Raw genomic sequence first — 22,505 nt, 5'->3', positions numbered from 1 at the left:
CACTCGACTTATGAAGTCTTGCAGATTCTCATCATCTCATTGACTGACAAAACTTGTTCGACAAGACTAATTTCAATGATGTCGAAGATTTATTACCCCTAATTCCGGGGTTATTTGATTAATTTATCAACTCGTCCTATTTTTCGGGACACTAATAAATCAAAAAATAATTCATGATTTAATATTAAAACAATGGTAATCTATTTTAATTATTCTTATCAAACAGTCCATTGATTTTTAAAATTTTAAATTATTTCTTTATCCATTTCCCGTTTTCTGCCTCTTTACCATTTGAATAAACTTTCCACATATATATTCCACTATTCCAGCTTCCTGTCGGAATTGCAGTAGAAATATCAGTAATATCCTGTTTATAAACCACTTTCCCCAGAATATTGTAAACCTCTACGCTTGCATTTTGTAATGATGTTTTAATATTAAGGACATTATTACCTGGATTAGGATAAACTAATACGGTATTAAAACTGTTTTCAGAAATTTCTTCAACTGAGATTAAAGCGGCTGCTGGGATTTTCTTTACTATACCTTGCATATCTCCAATATTATATGGAAGTCCTGATGAAATATCTCTGAAATGTCCTGCAATTATGCAACCTCCATCTCTCGTTGCTTTTATGGTATTTATCCATAAAAATATACTGTCATTACCATAAGAAAATTCTTTAATAGTATTAAATTCTCTGTTTAACTTCGTTATTATACATTTCTGTGTTTTTCTAGGATTACCAGTCATAGGCATGGAATATGCGTGCGGAGTATAAGCAAAAAATATTTCATTATCATTAACCCAATCAATACAACGTCCCCACGGAGTCCTTGTAAGATAGGCTGAGTTTGTATCAAGAACAGCACCTTTATGTATACTATCTATCAAATTTAAATCGTCATCAACTTCAATACATAGTGCACTTGTAAAATTATCAAGATTTTGTGCATTCATAGTAGTTATCGATGTACCTATGACAGTTGTATTTTGTGATGTGCGTTTATAAGATACATTTCTAGTATCATTAATAATAAAAGGAATTATACTGCCGCCTCCTATTGTCTGAGGCATAGTTGTTTGGCCAATCAGGTTAAAGTCACTATCCATATTATAAATGGTAAGTCCGCTATTATATGAAGTGTTCGGAAGAAAAAATGTATAATACAAATACTTATTATTATTCTCGTCATAAATCATACAAACTCCAGAATTTCTATCAAGATTACATTTTGAATGCTTAATAAAACCTTCTTTGACAATATCAAGATTACTGTCTATTTTCCAGAAAAATGTTGTATCATTGCCTTGTCCCCATGGATGTGCCCCAAAATTATGACAAAACTTTTCAAAACAAATCACAAAATTGTCATTACCTATTTCCTCTACGGAAGTAATATCTATTGCTCCTGTACCGTCTATCGGAATATAAAATTCTTTCAGTATTGTTGTATTTAAATCCGAGTCTATTCTGTTGATGACAATTTTTGAATTGTCAACATCTCGTAACTGTTTCTCATTATCAACATTCAATGCTCTTACAAGATATAAATTGCCATCTTTAAATTCTTTTAAAATACTTTTAGGAGAATACTTATATCCCTCTTCATCAGGAAAATCTTTTTCTGCCTTCAGTTCTCCATCTTTCGAAAAATAACAGCATAACATTCTTTGATACATGGAATCATCTAAAACATACAAATCTCCTTGTAAAACATAATCACCATTGGATAACTCTATAATATCCTCAAACAATATGCTTTGATGCAAGTTTACAGAATCACTAAAAATGTATTCAAAACTTGAATTTTGCGAAAACGCAATAATACTCGTTAACAAGAGTATCAATAATGTAGTTGATTTTTTCATGATTATTTCAATTTAAGTTATTACTAATTCACACTTCCAATTTCATAATATTTGATAATTGCATAATGATAAATTACGGAGTCTTTTTCTATATCTACTATTCGTAATAGTTCTCTATAAGGTGAAATTAACAATTGATAAAAGTTTGTATCTACAACTATAGCCTTTGATGATGCCCCAGACAAGCTACTAAATGCAATATTTCCACTTACTTGTAAAGATCCTATATTCGATAATCCGACAACATTCAAAGAAGCTGCCTGTATTGATGTACTTGCAATAATTTTTGTTGCTTTTGCGGTACCATTTACATCAATTCTTTCATTAGGATTATTCTTACCAAAACCAATATTACCATCATCATTAATAAATAATAAATAATTTGTAGGTGTTCCATCATTTGGCAAAAAGAAATTCAATCCATCATCTTTATATTGAATCCCGAATTCTCCTTCAGAAGTTGATGTGCCTGCAAATAAAAGTGATTTATTAGTTCCACTTATCAGCGTATTACCATTTATGTGCAATTGTTGTTTTGGCTCAATTGTACCTATCCCAACATTTGCTGGCAAATCTTGCATGGACATTTGTCTAATGATTATTGAAGGTTGAATGTTATAAACTCCCAACATTATACTTTTTTGTATATCATCTGTCATTATCGATGAGGATGTGTATCCCACACCTATTATCATAGAATTCATAGCACTTGCAGCAATATCTCTTACAAACGCAAAACTCGTGTTCGAGACATTTACATTTTTACCAATAGATACAGAATATATTCCTAATGCTGTTGATTGATATCCAGATACTAACGATGAATGCCCGGTAGCATGCGTATTTGTTCCTAATACACTGGCATTAGTACCAGGAACAGAAGTAAAATCAGAGTAACATTGAACACATTGAGCCATACTTTTAAGACTACACAGAACAATAATCATTACTAATACTTTTTTCATACATCTAATTTTTTTAATTTTTAAATCAAGCAATTATTGGATTGAATAGTTCATTTATTTTTTACAAATTTATTAAAAATAATATTTAAAAAACACATTTCAACAGATATTACAAACTTTTTTTGGGGATGTAATTAATATATAATATTTATAATGAAACCATTAGCATTAATATCGACAAAAAAAATTACAAACTTTTTTTTAAAAAATTTATCACTTAAATTATCTTATTTTCGTCTAAACTTTCAATAAAAAAAATTTTTTACCTGTTTTCTGTTCTTTTAATTAACGATTTTTTGACAATGTTCTGTCGTAAAATAAATATTCTATGCCTATTCTCATTCCCACATACCACTTGCTTCGCAAAAAATCACGACCATTATGATCCAACATTTCTTTAATTCTGTTGTCTGTTTTTATTCGATAATTGACAAATGGTGTCAGATGAAGAAATAATCTGTTCCTTATTTTATATGAAAACGACTCTCCCAACATGAGCGATATCCCTATACAATTCCCTTCTTCATGCAACATTTCCATAATATTTTCTACCGAATATTGATAATAAACTTTTCCACTGTAATCTACAATAGTATTTATTGAAATACCTACAAACAGACTCGTGTAGAATTTGTTCTTTGAAAAAATCCTTATGTTTCCGTTGATAAGATAATCAATGTAACCTACATGAAAATAATTCCTTTCATATCCATGATTGTAGTATGTATCTCTATATAAATTACTCTTACGATATTCAACTCCTACATTCAATCTAAAACCATCACTGATATAATCCGAAAAAAGCAATGCAAAACCATAATTAATATCATTCGGAATCTTAAAATAGTAACAATAATCAGCATCGAATTCAACAGAAAGTTTTTCGAGATTCTGACTTGTGGACTTATTGCTGAATGCAATCATACACAATATTATAATCAGTACTTTTTTCATAATCTTTTAATTAAGTTATTACTATTCATCAAATACAATCCATAACATATTAAAGTATTTCATTATCATATATACTTTATCGTTAAATTCTTTTAATGTTTTATAGTATTTTCACTATCCGTTTTAACTTGGTCCGTAAATTCAATATTGTTGAGATTACTTGGTTTGAAGATTACAATTTCAAAATCAACGTATAATTTTAAGAAATATTTTTTAATTTTTTTGATATTTAAACAACATTTAAAATACCATCAAACAAATTTCTTGATAAAGTACAAATAGCCGACATAATACATTTAATATCATCATTCATTAAACACTTATGACAGCATTATGAAAGTCAACATCAATATTCTATTTTATCTTCTGAATATGACCACATAACGAAAGTTTCCATAGCCTCATCAGCGAGAAGTCTCTCTGTTGATAAATGTCTCTGTTCTTTGGGAAGTGACAGTTCCTCATAAATAAAAGCATCACTGAACCCTATTTTTGCAGCATCATCTTTATCGTTAGCATAATATATTTTGTCCAATCTTGCCCAATATATGGCGCCGAGGCACATCGGACAAGGCTCACATGAAGTAAATATCTCGCAACCGCTCAAATCGAAAGTCTTCAGTTTTGCGGCAGCCTCTCTGATGGCGCTCACCTCGGCATGAGCCGTAGGATCGTTGTTGGCAGTCACTCTGTTTACTCCCGTTGCTATTATCTCTCCATTTTTTACAATAACAGCACCAAAAGGACCGCCGCCATTCATGACATTATCTTTAGACAATGCTATTGCCTTACGCATCAATTCTTCTTTAGTCATAAAAGATATTTTTTTACAAAAATAAAAAAATATTTTTGTCAGAAACATTCATTTTATAAAAAAACTACAGAGACGCCATGATATGATGTCTCTACAGATACTTCAAGGTATCAGTTTATTTTACGGTTTCAATTTATTTTTCAAATTGTATGCACATTGTGCAGCATGGTCAAGAATTTCCTCCTCGTCATGAACATGGCGGTGTTGCATCAGGATGTCACCGTTACATATCACAGTATCTATAATCGATGATTCTGCCGAATAAAGCCAATTGGAAATGAGGTTATGACATGGCACCATACGTTCATCCGTTATATCTATCAGCAAAGCATCAGCTTTTTTACCTACTTCTATAGTACCGCTTTGAAGATGGAAAGCCTCAGAACAATTCAGGTTACACATCCGATAAAGAGTTTCCGCCGGCAGCAGTTCCGGACGACGATAATGGCATTTTGCCAACAAGGCAGCCGTTTTCATTTCTTCGCGCATATCCAAATTGTTATTAGAAGAGCAGCCGTCTGTTCCCAAAGCGATGCGGCAGCCTGCATCCAGCAATGCCGCGCTTGGAAAGACTCCAGAACCCAACTTCATGTTAGACACGGGATTGTGTACTAATGTAACCTTATTTTCAGCAAGTAAATCCATTTCTTTATCATTTACATGAATTACGTGTGCAGCTACCAAATTAGGCTGAAGAGCACCCAAACTGTCGAGCCATTCCACCGGGCGCATACCGTATTTTTTTATACAGTCGTCCACCTCCTGTTGTGTTTCCGAAAGGTGGGTGTGCAACACAAGACCTTTTCTTTCAGCATACTCGACACACTTTTTGAACAAAGTCTCCCCTACAGTATATATGGCATGAGGAGCGACTGTCACCTGAACATTTCGCGGCAATGCACCCTGTCGTGTCAGGCTGTCCAATCTCTCAAAGCAATAGTCAATATTTTTCTTGCCTGTCGCTTCGATCAACGGCATGCCGATGGCAGCTTTCACTCCCATCTCCTCCACTGCCAGTATTGTGGCATCATCATGCCAATACATATCATTGAAGAAAACGGTACCCGATTTTATCATCTCCAAAACAGCAAGTTTCGTTCCCCAATAAATGTCGTCGGCAGTCATTTTTGCTTCAAGAGGCCAAATATATTTGCTCAACCAAGTAAACAAGGGCAAATCATCGGCATATCCGCGCAACAAAGTCATGGCAGCATGAGTATGTCCATTGTAAAAAGGAGGAAGAACAGCCTTGCCTTTTCCGTCAACAATCAACTCGGCAACAGTCTCGATATGTGTATCTATCATAGAAAACACCTCTCCTTCAATCAGGACATCCGACAGTGTTCCATTACACAACACTTGTTTTATTAAGATACTTTTCATATCTTTTAATTATAAAATTCAAGCAAAAATAATAAATAGAGCCGAATAGGTCTGTGTTTATAAAAATATTTTATTTTTGACGAATAATTTACATGCAATATGACACCATGATTTTCGATTACGCAAAGAAGTTTTACACAACAGAAGAATATCCGGCATTAGCATATCAGCGACAACAATGGGAATCTGTCAAACCCTTTGCATCTCTGAAGATTTTAGATGCCACACCGGTATTTAGAAACACTGTATTGAAATACGAAGCATTGACAGCTGCCGGAGCATCGTTGACCATTGGTATTTCGGATGTAATGCCACACGACAATAATATCGTAAACCGTTTGCGTGAAAGTGGGATACACGTTGTACATTCGACACAGGACCAGCCGGTTTGTCAGGATATAATTCTCGATTGTGCCGGTGCCTTCTCTCATTGGCAAGCACGTTTCGGAATATCGGAACTTACTCGTTCAGGCGCCCATGTTTATGCTAATGCAGGGAAGCCGGTATTTTTAGCCGATGAAGGAAAAATCAAACGCATCGAAACTTGTTTAGGTACAGGTGATGGATTTTTCAGAGCGATGGAAAAACTTGGATATACCGACTTGAAAGACAAAAGAATAGTTGTTTTCGGTAGCGGGAAAGTAGGAACAGGCATTATCATTAAAGCTACGAGAAAAGGTGCTGTTGTTGACGTTGTCACTGAGCCATCTACCATCACTCCGTCGGTAAGCAAACTGATATGCAGTTGTGTGGACTGCAACGATATCGATGCAGTAAGAACTATTCTGAAAGAAGCTCAGGTTGTTGTCACAGCCACCGGGTTCAAAGGCGTAGTATCGAAATACAGAATGGAATCAGAGTTAATCGAAAAAGGCACCTTGCTTGCCAACATGGGAGTTGAAGATGAATTTGGCGACACTTTTCCATCATCATCGGTGTTATACGAAAAACATCCATTGAATTTCATGCTGGAAGAGCCCACACAGATGAAATACATAGATGCCACCATGGCATTGCACAATGCCGGAGCTCAATATCTCATCAATCACCCAAATGAAACAGGGCTGATCAAGCCAAGTGACGAGATGGAAAACAATATCATAGAAATAACACGACAAAAGGGTCTTATTTCAGAAGAATTAGAATTGATATAATCGTTACATCTCTGTCCGATAAAAATAGTTTCATAAAATACAATATTGGATGACTATTTGAGACATAAATGTCATTTTGTCAACATATTGTAGAGAAATTACAATATGACGTTTCTACGTAAAAAAAGTGTATTCATCTAAAAGCGACAAATTATTATAAATAATTGATTATAAATAAAATAACATAATTCATCATTCAAATTGCAAGCATACAAATTTAATTTTCAAAATAAAAAAATCAAAATTTTATCATACTTAATGAATTTCAACAAAAAAAGGAGCGATTCGTTTTTTTGAATCGCCCCTATTGATTTCAATATTAATAAGACAATCACTTGGATTTATCCGGATAATCCGGCACTGCCGGTTCTTTTTTCCAGTTCTTCAGTTCTTCGAGTATCACCTCTATAGCCTTATTCAGCTGTGCATCTTCGCCATTGAATTCGAGATACGGGTTATTATCTATCACTATATCCGGGTCCACGCCATGACCTTCTATGATCCAGTTGCCGTCGGAATCGAACGGAGCAAATTCCGGTCTGTTAAGGAAACCACCATCGATAAACGGGAGGCTGCCTCTGATACCGACCACACCGCCCCATGAGCGTGTACCTATTGTCTTCCCTATATTGTAATATTTAAACTGCCATGGGAAGAGGTCACCGTCAGAAGCAGAATATTTATTGAGCAGCAAGACCTTAGGGCCGTTCATCATCTCACTTGGTTTTGTCGTCACTCCACAATTTCTGCTAACGTTATACATAGCTATTTCACGGCGGAGACGTTCTATTATCATAGGAGACACATTGCCGCCACCATTGCCGCGGTCGTCAATTATCAAGGCTTTTTTGCCAAGCTGAGGATAGAAATATTTAACGAATTCATTCAAGCCGTCAGGTCCCATGTCGGGAATATGAATATAACCCACCTGACCGTCTGTAGCTTCATCGACTTTTCGTATATTATCCTGGACCCAGTTGTAATAATACAACAGATGTTCATCATCTATAGTCTTTACCACGACATCGTGAGCACCTTTAAGTTCAGGTTTCTCATTAAGGGAGAGAACCACTGCAGTATTGGCTTTACCCACCAATGACTCATAAATATCGTTCATATCCTGTATGCTGACACCGTCAACAGCCACTATGAAGTCTCCTTCTTTAGCATCAACGCCCACCTCTCTCAAAGGTGACACTGTGGATTTGTTCCAACTCTCGCCTTTCAATATCTTAGTTATCTTATAGAATCCGCTTTCATCCCGGGTAAGTTGAGCACCGAGCAAGCCTTGTTTTATGCGATCTGCTTCAGCTCTGTCGCCACCGCCCACGTATGCATGACCAATATTGAGTTCTCCTATAAGTTCTCCTATAAGATAATTGACATCGTTACGGTCGCCTGCGTAAGGCACCAATACAGCATATTTGTCGTACATGGCATTCCAATCTACACCGTGCATGTTGGGTGCATAGAAATAGTCACGCATCTGACGCCATGCTTCCTTATATATCTGAGCCCACTCCTGACGGACATCTACCCATTTCTTCATATTGTCAAGACTTACATAATCTTCGTCTTTTATCTTCAAAGTGGACTTGGGAGCATCGACTATGGCAAACTTTCTGTTTGCGGACACCAGCATCTTTTTCATGTCAGGAGTAAATTCGAATCCGTAATATTTACCGATATTGTCAGACTTTTTAGTCTTGATATCAAAATAGTTCAATCCTCCGTCATTACCGGAGCAGACATAATACAATCCATTCTCTGCAGGAACGAGATTCCAATATGAGCCTGGTTCGACAGGAAGCGGAATAATACGTTCCACAATACCGTCAAAATCGATAGAGACCTTCACCTCTGAATCTTTCTTGTCTTTTTTAGAATCTTTTTTTGGTTCTTCAACAGTCACCTCGTCATTGTCAGTGATGAAAGGTGATTTGATATCTTTACGTAGAGTCACCAAATATATTCTTGTCATGTCATTATATGAATGGTTCCATTCGGTCCAGCTGTAATCCGGATTGAAATCACGTTCAGAAGTAAAATATAAATAGTCGCCACTGAGGTCGAACACCGGATTGGAAGAGCTGAACCAGTTGTCGGTGACAGGGTTGCTCTCACCATTCTCCACGTTATAAATACAGATGACTGCATGTTCTCTCAGAGAGGGCATCACGTAAGCTATCCATTTGCTGTCGGGAGACCATGAATATCTGTAAATCTCGCCTGCTTCGGATTTTGCCACTTCAGTGACTTTCTTTGATGACACATCTATCATATTAAGACGGTTCATTTTGTCGTACCAAAGTATTTTCTTTCCATCCGGAGACCACACCGGGTTGCTTTTATAAGTAGAAGACACCGATTCGGGAGTTGTCAGTTGTATGGCGGCATCTTTACCGTCCTGGCTTTGGATATACAGCTCATCCTCACCTGTCCTATCGGAAATATAAGCGATATATTTGCCATCAGGAGACCAAGCGACATCCCTGTCATGAGCATTGTCCGATTTTGTGATATTGCGTGTTATACCGGATTTTGCCGGCACTGTCCATACATCACCACGTGCGCCGAGAGCCAAACGATTGCCATCCGGAGAAATGCTGTAACTGTTGATATATTTCGATGCATCTACATATTTCGGACGTGAGTTCATCTCATCATTCAGAATCTGTACAGGAATGTCATATATCTTGCCATCCTCGAGGTTATAACGATACAGCATGCCACCGTTCTCATACACAATATCCTTATCTCCGAGAGAAGGGAATTTTATATCATAAAGGGTATAATCTGTCACCTTTTCAATCTGTTTCTTCTTAGTGTCATATACAAATAGATTCATTGTCCTGTCGCGGTCGGAGCAGAAATATATTTTATCGCCCGCCCACATCGGGAAAATATCCTGAGCATCATTGTTGGTAACATTGACAAGGTCTTTGGTATCGAAGTCGAAGATCCAGATATCATCAGCCATGCCGCCTCTGTAATATTTCCATGTGCGGAACTCGCGCATCACTCTGTTAAATGCTATCTTCTTACCGTCAGGCGAGTAGCTGAGCCAGCTTCCCTCCACAAAAGGCAGTTGTTCGTTGAGTCCACCGTTGACATTGGCGATGAACAGATGTCCCACAAAATCATCAAATGACTGTTTACGAGAACGGAATACCACATTTTCATTATCTTTCCAAGTCATGACGATATTATTAGGACCCATACGGTCAGAGACATCATCACGGCCGAGAGTGGCGGTATAAGTCAGACGTCTGGGCACACCGCCTTCCGAAGGCATGACATACACCTCGGTGTTGCCGTCATACTGTCCCGTAAAAGCAATAGTCTTACCATCGGGAGAAAAACGGGCAAACAGCTCGAGACCATCGGGGTCGTTGGTGAGTTTTGTCGCCACACCACCGTTGATATCGACTTTATAGAGGTCGCCGGCGTAACTGAACACCACAGTATTACCATGAATGGCAGGAAAACGTAACATTTTGGCTTGTTCCTGTGCTTGTCCCACTAAGCTGCCAAGGACAAACAAAGCCATAAACAACAAAAATTTCTTTTTCATCTCTTTACATTTAAGTTATACTTGTACTATTTTAACAGATTCATTTATATATACGATATAAGCATTTATATTTTTACCGCTGTTTATTTCGGACAAAGCATGTTTGTAACCTTCAAGCTGGGTACGGTAACTTTTATGTTCTTCACCGGTTTTGTAATCAATAAGAATGATATTACCTTCATATTCCGAATATCTGTCAGGGCGCAGAATCTCGCCCTTAGACGTAAGAATATCAGTCTCGTTACGTATAAGAGCGTCTTTTGAATATGCCGGTGCTATTTCCTGACACTTCATAAGTTCCCGGAACCTGTCTTTCAACATAATGGCAGCAGACTCCGACAACAAGCCCTCATCCGAATAATTTCTCAGTACGATGTCAATATCATCAGCAATCTTGACACCGGAAAAAATCTCATGTACCAATACGCCCCACTCGCGAGCATCCAAATCTTTTTCATCATACGACAGAAAACACGGCTCTTTTTCATCAAAACCAAGCACATCGCGCCATTTTAGAGGTTTCACATCATCATTGCAAGTCAAAACATTATCTTTTTCTATTGTTTCTGTGCTCAACGGCTTGTATTCACCACTATGGTATTCCTTATTTCCATTACCGTTTTCAACTTTAAACTCCAATTTATCTTCACCGGCAGAAAGCTCGAAGCCATTTTCAGAGGCACAACCAAACAATTTATTAAAAATATTGCTATCTTTATAATCATGTGTATAGATAAAAAGCATTTCTTCGGCGCGTGTCATTGCCACATACATGATATTCATGTCATCGAGTATTGTTTTGGCATATTCTTCATCATACAATTTTTCAAACTCCGTATTTTTCAATACTTCCTTATTAAGAGGCAACAAACAATCCTCCATCTCGGGAATATAATCCTTCACATCGACCCATGACTCTTCATTAGTAATACCGGCATCCGGAAATGATGTAAAAGCGTATGGATAAATGACCACTTTAAATTCAAGACCTTTTGCCTTGTGAACAGTCATTATCTTCACGGAATCCATATCCTCCGGCAACACCAAAGTAAAACTATTGTTTTTCTTATCCCAATAATCAAGAAAATCATTTACGCCACAACTATTAGTATTTTGCCATTCGAAGACCACATTCATGAAAAACTGAAGAAACACATCTTCCAAAACATTCAACTCGAACAATCCCGCAATATTCACGCACAAATCATAAACAGTAAAGGCGTCTCCATACAATTCTTCAAGTCCGGCAAAATCAAAATTCCGGTTATTATTAAGGAAGGTATCCGAAGCACCTTTAGCCAAGTCATAATAATATTTCAAAGAAGTCCTGACAACAGGATCATCCGAGTGGACAAGATAGCGCAAAGCAGATATTATCAATATAACTTTATCTGAAGCAGTAAGCAATACGGAATCGGAAGAAACAAAAGGAATACGAGCCTCTGCCAGAGAATGTGCAAGTTCCACACCAATATTCTTACTTCTTACAAGAATTACAATATCTTTATACGAATATCCCTTGTCTTTCAAATCGATAATACGATTCACCACAGATTTATTGACAAACTCCCTGTATTCTGTTTTCTCATCCTTATCGTTTTTATCTATATGAAATTGAGAAACAGACACATATCCGCCATTTTTTTTAAAGTCTTGACGAACATTGCCATAAACTTTTTTTATATAATCAACATCGGCATAATCAGGAAATCTTCCAAAAAACAAATTGTTGAACTTAACCACTGTTTTGGCAGACCTGTAATTGACATTAAGATTCTCCGGACAAAATTCTGCAATAAATTTATCCTCGCAATCTCTTGCAAAATCAGTATCAGGCTTTTTGAATATATGAGGAAGATTTATTATCTGTTCCACTTCTCCGCTTCTAAATCTGTATATTGCCTGTTTTGCATCGCCAACCAAAAGATTCTTGTTATCAGAAGAAAGGCTATTATAAAATAAGGGAAGGAAGTTATGCCATTGCAGAATGGAAGTATCCTGAAACTCATCGATAAAGAAATGTGAATATTTCTCTCCCAAACGTTCATAAATGAAAGGCACGGAACAATCACCGAGTATTTCTGAAATACGTTTGTTAAATTCCGAAAGATGCACATTGTTACTTTCTGTTATTGAAATATCGATATATTCATACAGATAATTGCGTAACACCTGAAGATGCAACCTCTTCCTTATCAAGGACAAAACTATATATTTTTTTATTGATTCATTGTACTTTCTTACTGCATCATTGTATCTTTCAACCACCCTGTTGCTAAGAACAATTTTGTTTTTCAGACATTTTTGAGAGCCATTCAACATATTTGTCAATCTTTCAGTAAGAACGTCATTATTAAAGTTCTTAATTTTTTTCTTTACTGAAGGAAGACCTTTCTCTCCGTATGAATAATCCGAGACCTCCAAACCTTGATTTCTTTCCCAAGATTCAAGTTCACTTAAAACAGTTCCTACATTATCTCGAATCGCTTTAATTTCAGTATCGATATTACGTTTGATTTTTTCAAATTGCTGTTTGTCAATCAATTTATGATTATGATATTGCCCCTTTCTATAAGCATTTTCCTTAAGTACAGTTTTTATAAAGCCTTTAACAGGATTTTCTATACGCCAGCCTTTTTCTTCATCGATAAGTCTGTATTCAATAAAATCGACGAGCAGGTCAGTAATAAAATTAGTTTTCGATTCATCGATATCATCAGAAATATGAGCGAGCACGTCATCCACGAGGTCATCCTCATCGAGAATGACAGAATAATGATAAGGCAAAGACAACTCTTTTGAGAAAGAACGGGCAAGTTTTTGTACGAAAGTATCAATAGTACAAACAGCCAAATCAGAGTAGTCGTGCAACAAGAGATAATATAACTTCTCGGCTCTTGCTTCAAGGTCTTTATCACTTATGTTCAAGATATTACGTAACTCTATGTACATAGAGTCTTTTTCATTGGAGCTAAAAAATGAAAACAGTTCATTCATTATTCTATTTTTCATCTCCTTAGCCGCCTTGTTGGTAAATGTCACAGCGAGAACGGACTTGAATTTATAAACATCTTCAGACAATGCCAATGAAAGATACTCTTTTACAAGGGTATAAGTCTTTCCGGAACCGGCTGAAGCATTATAAACCAAGAAATTTTTCATATTGTCAGTTTTTATTCTTTTTATCTTTAGAACGTTTTCTTCGAGTAAATATCTCACTTACCTTATCGAAACTCTGTGAATACGAGATACCCACACCCTGCGTATAGTCTGAATAGTTTTCAAAAGAATAGCTATAATAGTTACTGTTGATATTAGAGTGGTTATAAGCTTTCAGACTAAATCTGTTGGATATTCTGAAAGTTATATCCACGTCACCCACGACATTATTTGTATAATTAGCGCTGCTCGATGATTCGGTTATCATACCGAAGTTGCCTTCTATAGTGAGTCTGTCATCGAAAAACTTAGTTCTAAGAGCCACTTTCAACTCTTCCTTGTTGATATCGCTTCCCGGAGTATAGCGCACGCCCACGTCAAGATCTTTGCTTATTTGTGAAAGCCAATTACTCAATTGATTTGTCAACACATTGTAATAAGTTGTCGTACCGACTTGAGACACCACATCAGCAGAGCTATAGCTAAATGAGCCCAACATCAGGAGAGAGAACACCTGTTGAGTTACTACAGATTGGTTTGTGGTATCCACCATCGAGAAGACAGTATTTTTGATATCGTCATTGGCATTAGGTAATTCGAGACCGAATGTTATTGTGGGATTCATAAGTTTATCTTTAAGACGGATGATGCAATCCACATTTACTTTCTCGCCTACCGATGTAGAGTCTGTTTCTATTCCAAGAGATGATATCAAAGCATTTGTACGATAGCTGCCAACTACATCAATATCTGCATCAGTGATATCACCTGACCATGTTATGGTGCCACCTCTCAGGACGAAATCCATCTTAATGAGATTTTGTATTGTAAAAACGAATTCACCTTCACTTATCATATAATCACCTATAAGCGACAGGTCTCCGGATTTATAACCCATTCTCAGATTACCGTTGCCGTTTGCAGTAATTACTCCGATATTCATAGAGAGAGATATCCTAACATTGGCAGCAGGATTCACATCGGCATTAAGATTCATGGTGAAATTCTGTTTTTTTACAGGCTCCGTTGCTGCAACAGCGACAGTATCACTCTGATTCTCACCATTATAAACAAACACTATAAAATCGTCATTTACGACTTCCGTATTTGTTAGAGGAATATCTATTTCAGTACCTTTCTTTGTTATAGCATTGATATCCATTTTTATATCATTCAATGGTCCTTTGATAGAGACAACACCATCAGCCACAGCAGTACCATAAAAACCATTGGCTTTTTCTTCCGGTATGTTCAACGCGAAGAAATTATAACAGTCAATATTGATATCAAAAACAAAATTCTTCAGATAATCATGGGTAATAGTACCATTAGCGACAGCAGTATTATTATTCACATCTGTAAGTCTCAGGTTTTCGAATTTGATTAAGTTTCTCGACAGATTGACCACATGACTGAAAGTATAATAATTATTAAGATAATTAACACGGCAGCCGGCATCTTTAAAACCTATTCCACCTTCGATAACAGGTTTGTTCGGAGTTCCTGAAATGCTCAACACTCCATTTATTCCGCCTTTCACCTCACTAATAACCGTAGATACGAACGGAGATATCACATTAAGGTCAAAATCATTGACAAACAGATTAAACCTCAAATTATCATCATCATTAAGCAGATAATAATTTCCTGTGAGGTCTATGACTTTTTTATCATCCCTGACGACATTGGCATCGATATAAATAGAACTTTTTACAGCATTCCAATTTGCCATCAGATTTATGTTACCCAATTTTTCCTTATTCAGAAAAACATCTTTAATATTTAAGTTGGAAAGGAAAGTAAGTTTTTCCGTTATGCCGGACATTCTGAAACCACCGTCAATAAATCCATCGAAATCGAAACCATATCCCTTTGTCACCAAATCCAATATCGAGATATCGAAATTATTGAATGTTATTTCAAGAGTATCAGACAATTTCCTCGGCACGAAGCCTTCAATATCAATAAACTGCGTTCCTTCGGAAAGGTTAAGACTATTGACATACATTTTATCATCAAAGAAATCCACGAAACAACTATCGCTAATCACCCACGTCCTTCCATTTATCATGATATTGGAAGAATCTATAGAAAAACGGCTATGATGTTTGTCTTCTATGACGAACAACGATGCCAATTGGCCCTTGTCGGTATCATTCATGTTGTCCCAATTCATATTGAAGAACAAGGTATCGTTTTCCAAGTCAACACGCATCTTGACATTTTCCAATCCCAAAGCGTCGGGATTTTTCTCTGAAGAATCACGCAAAATCACGTCATTAAAATTCACCTCAGCGTATGTCCTTCTATTACCGGAGCGGTTAAAAATGCTGACATTCTCGAAACGAACACCGGCAAAGACTATCTCATCCGAGATGAATGTGGAATTAAGACGGTTATTGTCAGACAAAAATGACAATCTCAATGAGGAACCGTTTTTGATTTTAAGGGTTGGTATGAACAAATCCGTCAGCGGCCTGGTATCTTTAAATTGTACATAAAGATTAAAGTCCTGTTTTCCGGAGTCAAAAGTTTTCCCTTTGGCAATCCATGACGGGACATAAAAATAATTGAGAATATAATTTCTAAAAGAATTATTAAATGTATATGGGTCTATTATTCCGGAAAGCTCTATATCGAAAAAGTCACATAAAACATTTATATTGCGAAGCATATAGTCATCATTAGAAATATTAACAGATAAAGCATCCATTTTATATGAACCGCTGCTACATCTGTACGAAACACTGTCAATATCCAAACTACCCACCAATGTATTGAAATCATCTCCAACGACATTACACGACACTTTGGCTGTCAACGACATGATAGAGTCATTATTCAAAATGTTAAGTTTATATAAATCAGCATTATTTATATCTACATAAACATCCATAGCAGGCTCAGCATATTGCAGATTCAGCAAGCCGTCAAGTTCAAGGTCGAGAATAGGTGATTTAATATCTGTAGATGTGATAAGTTTCTGATTTTCAAAATCTGCATGAAGATGAATGTCATGAAATGTGTTGTTCATGAAAGTAACAGAACCAATATTGGAGACCATTTCGAGATCAGCTGTTTTTTTATCCAATCCCATGCCTCCAATATTGAGATTCATATCGACTACAAAAGGATATTTCAAAGACAACATTTCGGTAATGTCAAGACTGTCCAAAAACACAGAAGCATGATACTCAGGAACAGTAACGGCATTGCTGCAGTTAAATGCACATTCAAAATCGACAGCACCTTTTACTGTATTGATTTTCATTGAAGTGTTAAAATCTTTTGGATAGCCGTTGAAATAACCGGACAATGAACCTTTACACATCGAAGATAACATATCTGGAATAGGGAGCCTGCCGATATAGGGTACAAAGAAATTTTCGAGGTCGTCATAGGAAAACATCATGTTTTTAATATCGGCAGTTATATTAGTGGAAAAGAAATCAGGAAGACCAATAAAAGACAAGTCACCTGTAAAATGAGTATTCTCTCCGAAAGAAAAATTAAAGTCATCGGCGCTAAAATCACTGACATAGCCTTCACATCTACCATTAATCTGCAGAGTATCAGGCATCTGACTCATAACAACAGAAAAATATTTCAAATCGCTGAGAGTAAGCTGCGAAGGTCGAATATCAGCAATGATATACACCGAGTCTATAAAAGTGAGGTAATCAGGATAGTCATTATATTTAAAAGTCAAGTCCATAGAAGCATCTGTGGCATGAGACAGCAATTTCAAATCAAGGATGGAAGTCTCTGTCGGACACACAAGGGCATGGCCACTGAAATCATCGATGGTAAAGCCGCATTTATCAAAGCCACTCAGGCTCAAAACATCAGCCTGTATAGTGTCAGATTTATAGCTTAAATCTTTGGCTTTCATATTAATATTTTGAATATCAAGGTGAAGATAATCCATGCTGATTTTCTCAGGTTTATCTTTATTTTGATTCCAATAAACCACTCTTCCATTCTCGAGTTCCAGGTCAGAGACAAAAAACTGCATATCTAAATCTTTGTCAGTACGTTTCTTTTTTCCAGAACCAAGCTCATTAATCAAATCTTTGATATTCAAGTTATCGAAGCCTTCATACTTCACTATGTTAATAAAGAAATCCTTGAGTTTTATTGTTCTGACATAAAACATCTTAGACTCTTTCTGCCATGCCATGGAGCTTTCCAACTCACCAACTGTCAAGAGGTTATAATGTTGAAGGTCGTTAATACGGACATCTTCAACATGCATGACGAGACGCGGTGTTATGTAAAAAGTTTTTATCAAAACCTCGGTATTAAGTTTTTTAGACAGCACACCTGCCACGGTACGGGCAATCATACTCTGCACAGTAGTATCACGGATAGCGACATACAAGCTTGTCACCAAAGCAAATATTACCGTAAAAACGATAAAAATGCCGTGCATTACTTTTTTATTTGTACCTTTGCCCATTCTTTTACAATTATGAATGAATATATTTTAGCCATAGAATCGTCATGCGACGACACCTCAGCAGCAGTGTTAAGAGGTACTACAGTATTATCGAATGTCATTGCAAATCAAGAAGTTCACCGTCAATACGGTGGCGTTATTCCTGAACTTGCATCACGTGCACATCAGCAAAACATAATACCTGTCGTCGATGCTGCCTTAAAGCAAGCAAATATACAAAAAAAACAAATAAATGCAATAGCATTTACCCGTGGACCGGGACTTTTAGGTTCATTATTAGTAGGTACTTCATTTTCAAAGGCTTTCGCTCTTGCAATGAACATTCCCATGATAGAAGTAAACCATACAAACGGCCATGTTCTGGCATTATTTGCACAAGATGAGGAAACTGACAGGACACCTTCGTTTCCGTTCCTATGTCTCACAGTATCAGGAGGTCACACTCAGATTATGAAAGTCAATGATTATTTCGACATGGAAATCATAGGCAAGACCATAGACGATGCTGCAGGAGAGGCTTTCGACAAGACGGCAAAAATAATGGGACTTCCATATCCGGGAGGTCCTGTCATCGACAAGTTGGCAAAAGAAGGCAATGCCGACAGATTTCATTTCAGCAAGCCTCACATACCCGGTTATGACTATAGTTTCAGCGGATTGAAAACGAGTTTTCTCTATTTCTTGCGCGACAATCTGAAAAATGATGTAAATTTCATAGATAACAACAAAGCCGACCTGTGTGCTTCAATACAAAAAGAAATCATTGACACTCTGATGAATAAACTTGTAAAGGCAGCAAAAGACACGGGTATCAGACAAGTAGCCATAGCAGGCGGAGTGTCGGCCAACTCATCACTTCAAAAAGCCATGCTCGATGCCGGTGCACGTTATCATTGGGATGTCTTCATCCCTAAATTCAAGTTCAGCACCGACAACGCCGCCATGATAGGTGTTGCCGGTTATCTGAAATACCTAAGAGGCGAATTTGCTTCACAAGACCTGACACCATACGCAAGAACATCATCAAAAGAGTTATAGTTATGGAATGGAACAAACTGCTGTCACAAAAAAGAGAATCTTCTGCACATAAAATAGCTGACATACGCAATAATTTCCAGCGAGACTACGACAGAATAATATTTTCCAATGTGTTCAGACGACTTCAAAACAAGACTCAGGTTTTTCCACTGCCCGGCACTAAATTAGTACACAACAGGCTGACACACAGTCTCGAAGTGGCAAGTGTAGGGCGTTCCATTGCGAGAGTGGTACTGAAGAAGTTGTCCGACAAGACCGACAGTGAAACCCTGAATCTGTTGAATGACATCGACATCATTGTATCTTCAGCCTGTTTGGCACACGACCTCGGCAATCCGCCTTTCGGTCATTCCGGAGAGGAAACGATAAGCAGTTATTTTAAGGAAGGAGCAGGCAAAGAACTCTCCACGGAAATACCGGAAAACCAATGGAGCGACCTCATTGCCTTTGAAGGTAACGCCAATGCTTTCCGTCAACTGACACATCAGTTCAAGGGAAGACGTGCCGGCGGCATGTCATTGACATTCGCCACTTTGGCGACATTGATAAAATACCCCTACCCTTCTTTCAACAAAGGAACAAGAAAAAAATACAACGTCTTCAACTCCGAGATAGACACTTTCGTATCTGTAATGGAAGAATGCGAGGTACCAAGACTCTCGGCTGAACCTATTTATGCCCGCCATCCTCTCTCATATATGATGGAAGCTGCCGACGATATATGTTACCTCATCCTCGATATGGAAGACGCACACAAAAGAGATATCATTTCCACAGAAGATACCACGAAATTTTTCTCTGATTTTTTCGACCTTGAAAAAGAAAAATGGTTTTTTGAAAGAAGAAATGAGATATTTGACATAGTAACGGATAAGAACGAAAGACTCGCATTTCTGCGCGCCATGGTAATTAATAAATTAGTTGATTGTGTATCAAACGTTTATGTGGATAACTACGAAAATATCATGAATGGATGTCTTGATAAAAGTCTTATCGCTCATCTGCCGGAGCATGAGCTGAAAGCAATGAATGAATGCAGAGAATTTTCCGCCAAATACATATACAAGCATCCTTCAGTAGTAAAAATAGAATTGACGGGTTTTAACGTAATAGGCGATCTTTTGAACAGTTTCGTCGAAGCCATAAGATTTCCCGAAAAGACATACAACAAGAAGCTGTTGTCCATCATTCCGGAACAATTCATGACAGAAAAAAACGACATGTATTCAAGACTTCAGGTGGTATTAGATTATATCTCGAACATGACAGACATATATGCAGTACAACTTTACAAAGATCTGCACGGCATGAACCAAAGTTAAGGAATATATATATTATTTCAACTTATTATTGAGTTATAAGAAATAAAATATTAAGACTCTCGAACACACAAGCATAATATCATTATCGAATTCACGTCACTCCATTCAATTATCAGTAATCTTCTCACCGAGCAAGATTCCGGAAACCATCCAATGACTGAAACTGCCGCCTTCATCTTCACCCTGCGGAATAGCTATAGTAATTGTATGTTTACCGGGTTCAAGGTCTTTAAGGTCGAAATAAACAGGCTGTGCTGCTGTGCCGGGGCACCAGCCGGAGCGAGACAAATCGGAGGATGAAACGCCATTCCAGAAATTACCCGACACCGGATTGTATTCTCTGTAAGTGGCGCAGTCACAACGCCATGGCGTATATGTAAACTTGACATCACCATCAATGATGATGGTATTTTCCTTAGGATTGAACTCATCGCCTTTATCCCAACCGCCATGACCTGTACTTATATATCTCAATCTTACATTCCTCACATCAGCAGGCAATTCGAAAGTCACTGTAAGACTGTCGGTAAGAAACAACCTGCCATAGTTTTGTCCCGCCATTTCCATGACATTGCAAGTGTTGAACAACGGAAGGCTCCAAGCCTTATTGCCACTGACATCACCGCTGTAATCCTGTGGATAGGCAAGAATATCCATACTCAATTTATGTCCACCGCCGTCATAATTGCCAATGAAAGCCCCAATCAGCACATCGCCTCTCAAACGGTCACACAATTCTGTAATCTCCTGTTTATAATGTGCCTCATCCTGCCATGTCATCCCATCCATACTGACATAATCATTATAATGCTTTACACCGAAAGGAGTAAAAAAACGCACCAACTCGACCACCGGCATATAATTGTCTTCCAATCTTATTCCATAATATGTTTCTTCTCTTCTATCTATAAGATTAGGAAGGACTTGAATACTGTCAATTAAAGCATCGGTTAAAGATAATTCCCTATCTTCCGGAATAACAAAAACAGAAGCCGTTCTGTCGTAAGCATCGCCGTTGGAACGTTGATGTATGTCGGCAAAAATCTGATAATGTTCCGGAAGTTCCGGAATATAAAGCCTTTTCAGCACGAGAGTACCATAAGCAAAATGTATCACTGTATCAAAAGGTATCTCGCCTTCAAAATTTTCAATATCGGCAAAATTGATTTGCACGTCGTCAAAAACAGGGATGCGCACCACAAGTTTTCCCTTTCTGACATTGTCGAGTTCTTTTGGCGTCATGCGAACACCGAGTTTTTCAGGTATTATAACAGTATTTTTAAGTTTTTTATCCTTGTTTACATAGCGAAGATCCGTCACTCTGTTGCCATTAATCATCTGACGAACCATCACGCCGTCGAGAACACCGCGCCCCACTGCAGGCATAGCGTCAAACCCATACTTGTCCGTCATCCAAACTTCTATAGTATTTGAATTTATAACAGTCTGATATTTAGTACATTTATACCCATTAACTTCATCTGTTCCTTTAAGTTCAAAAACCACCTTGTCATTATGCAGAGGATAAGCTGTGAAATACGACTCATCACCGGGATAATTGACCTGTATATAAGCAGAATCCCTGTCATAGTCCACAAAAGTATAATCCGTTGAGACACCATTTATCAAGACGCCTTCAAAATCATCGACAGCAACGATTTTCAATTGTCGTGCATTTCTGTAAACCTCAGTCAAGGTAGTATCTCCACTCTCGGAGCCGAGCAAATATGAATGATATACAAGTTTCTGTTGTGAAAACAACTCACTCGTCATCATCATGACAAACAATATCATTATACAACGTTTCATG

12 protein-coding genes are annotated in these 22,505 nt (G+C 37.2%); 3 read left to right on the top strand and 9 right to left on the bottom strand.

The window, feature by feature from the left end:
• Window positions 1–250: 250 nt before the first annotated feature.
• The 5 genes from ACZOVS_RS04955 to ACZOVS_RS04935 form a co-directional block, all read right to left on the bottom strand.
• Window positions 251–1,873, bottom strand: a complete 1,623-nt coding sequence (locus tag ACZOVS_RS04955; RefSeq protein ID WP_483996121.1) for a T9SS type A sorting domain-containing protein — start codon at window positions 1,871–1,873, stop codon at window positions 251–253.
• 23 nt (window positions 1,874–1,896) lie between these two features.
• Complete coding sequence (locus tag ACZOVS_RS04950; RefSeq protein WP_483996120.1) at window positions 1,897–2,838, bottom strand: hypothetical protein; 942 nt, start codon at window positions 2,836–2,838, stop codon at window positions 1,897–1,899.
• Between the two features lie 285 nt (window positions 2,839–3,123).
• Window positions 3,124–3,792 (bottom strand): hypothetical protein, encoded by a 669-nt coding sequence (locus tag ACZOVS_RS04945; RefSeq protein ID WP_483996119.1) that lies wholly within the window; start codon window positions 3,790–3,792, stop codon window positions 3,124–3,126.
• A gap of 346 nt (window positions 3,793–4,138) precedes the next feature.
• On the bottom strand, window positions 4,139–4,606 hold the full coding sequence (locus ACZOVS_RS04940) for a nucleoside deaminase (RefSeq protein ID WP_483996118.1): 468 nt from the start codon (window positions 4,604–4,606) through the stop codon (window positions 4,139–4,141).
• Window positions 4,607–4,726: 120 nt separating this feature from the next.
• Window positions 4,727–5,989, bottom strand: a complete 1,263-nt coding sequence (locus ACZOVS_RS04935) for an amidohydrolase (RefSeq protein ID WP_483996117.1) — start codon at window positions 5,987–5,989, stop codon at window positions 4,727–4,729.
• Window positions 5,990–6,096: 107 nt separating this feature from the next.
• On the opposite strand from ACZOVS_RS04935, the gene ACZOVS_RS04930 reads away from it, so the two are divergent.
• On the top strand, window positions 6,097–7,143 hold the full coding sequence (locus ACZOVS_RS04930) for an NAD(P)-dependent oxidoreductase (protein ID WP_483996116.1): 1,047 nt from the start codon (window positions 6,097–6,099) through the stop codon (window positions 7,141–7,143).
• Window positions 7,144–7,474: 331 nt separating this feature from the next.
• On the opposite strand, the gene ACZOVS_RS04925 is transcribed toward ACZOVS_RS04930, so the two are convergent.
• From ACZOVS_RS04925 to ACZOVS_RS04915, 3 genes are read right to left on the bottom strand one after another with little or no spacing between them, the layout of a single operon-like run.
• Complete coding sequence (locus tag ACZOVS_RS04925; protein ID WP_483996115.1) at window positions 7,475–10,717, bottom strand: S41 family peptidase; 3,243 nt, start codon at window positions 10,715–10,717, stop codon at window positions 7,475–7,477.
• Between the two features lie 15 nt (window positions 10,718–10,732).
• Window positions 10,733–13,879 carry a UvrD-helicase domain-containing protein gene (locus ACZOVS_RS04920; protein ID WP_483996114.1) on the bottom strand — a complete coding sequence of 1,049 codons (3,147 nt, stop codon included), beginning with the start codon at window positions 13,877–13,879 and terminating at the stop codon, window positions 10,733–10,735.
• Between the two features lie 4 nt (window positions 13,880–13,883).
• The gene (locus ACZOVS_RS04915; protein WP_483996113.1) at window positions 13,884–18,335 is read right to left on the bottom strand and encodes a translocation/assembly module TamB domain-containing protein; all 4,452 of its coding nucleotides are present in this window, start codon (window positions 18,333–18,335) and stop codon (window positions 13,884–13,886) included.
• Between the two features lie 12 nt (window positions 18,336–18,347).
• On the opposite strand from ACZOVS_RS04915, the gene tsaD reads away from it, so the two are divergent.
• Together tsaD and ACZOVS_RS04905 are read left to right on the top strand one after the other, a co-directional pair.
• Window positions 18,348–19,373, top strand: a complete 1,026-nt coding sequence (tsaD, locus tag ACZOVS_RS04910) for a tRNA (adenosine(37)-N6)-threonylcarbamoyltransferase complex transferase subunit TsaD (RefSeq protein WP_483996112.1) — start codon at window positions 18,348–18,350, stop codon at window positions 19,371–19,373.
• A gap of 2 nt (window positions 19,374–19,375) precedes the next feature.
• Window positions 19,376–20,695 carry a deoxyguanosinetriphosphate triphosphohydrolase gene (locus tag ACZOVS_RS04905; RefSeq protein WP_483996111.1) on the top strand — a complete coding sequence of 440 codons (1,320 nt, stop codon included), beginning with the start codon at window positions 19,376–19,378 and terminating at the stop codon, window positions 20,693–20,695.
• A 105-nt stretch (window positions 20,696–20,800) separates the two neighbouring features.
• On the opposite strand, the gene ACZOVS_RS04900 is transcribed toward ACZOVS_RS04905, so the two are convergent.
• Complete coding sequence (locus tag ACZOVS_RS04900) at window positions 20,801–22,504, bottom strand: peptide-N-glycosidase F-related protein (protein WP_483996110.1); 1,704 nt, start codon at window positions 22,502–22,504, stop codon at window positions 20,801–20,803.
• Window position 22,505: the final 1 nt, after the last annotated feature.

The organism is Candidatus Limimorpha avicola, assembly GCF_056978975.1.
The sequence above is the reverse complement of the archived record's forward strand: the minus strand, read 5'-3'. Positions and strand labels throughout refer to the sequence as shown.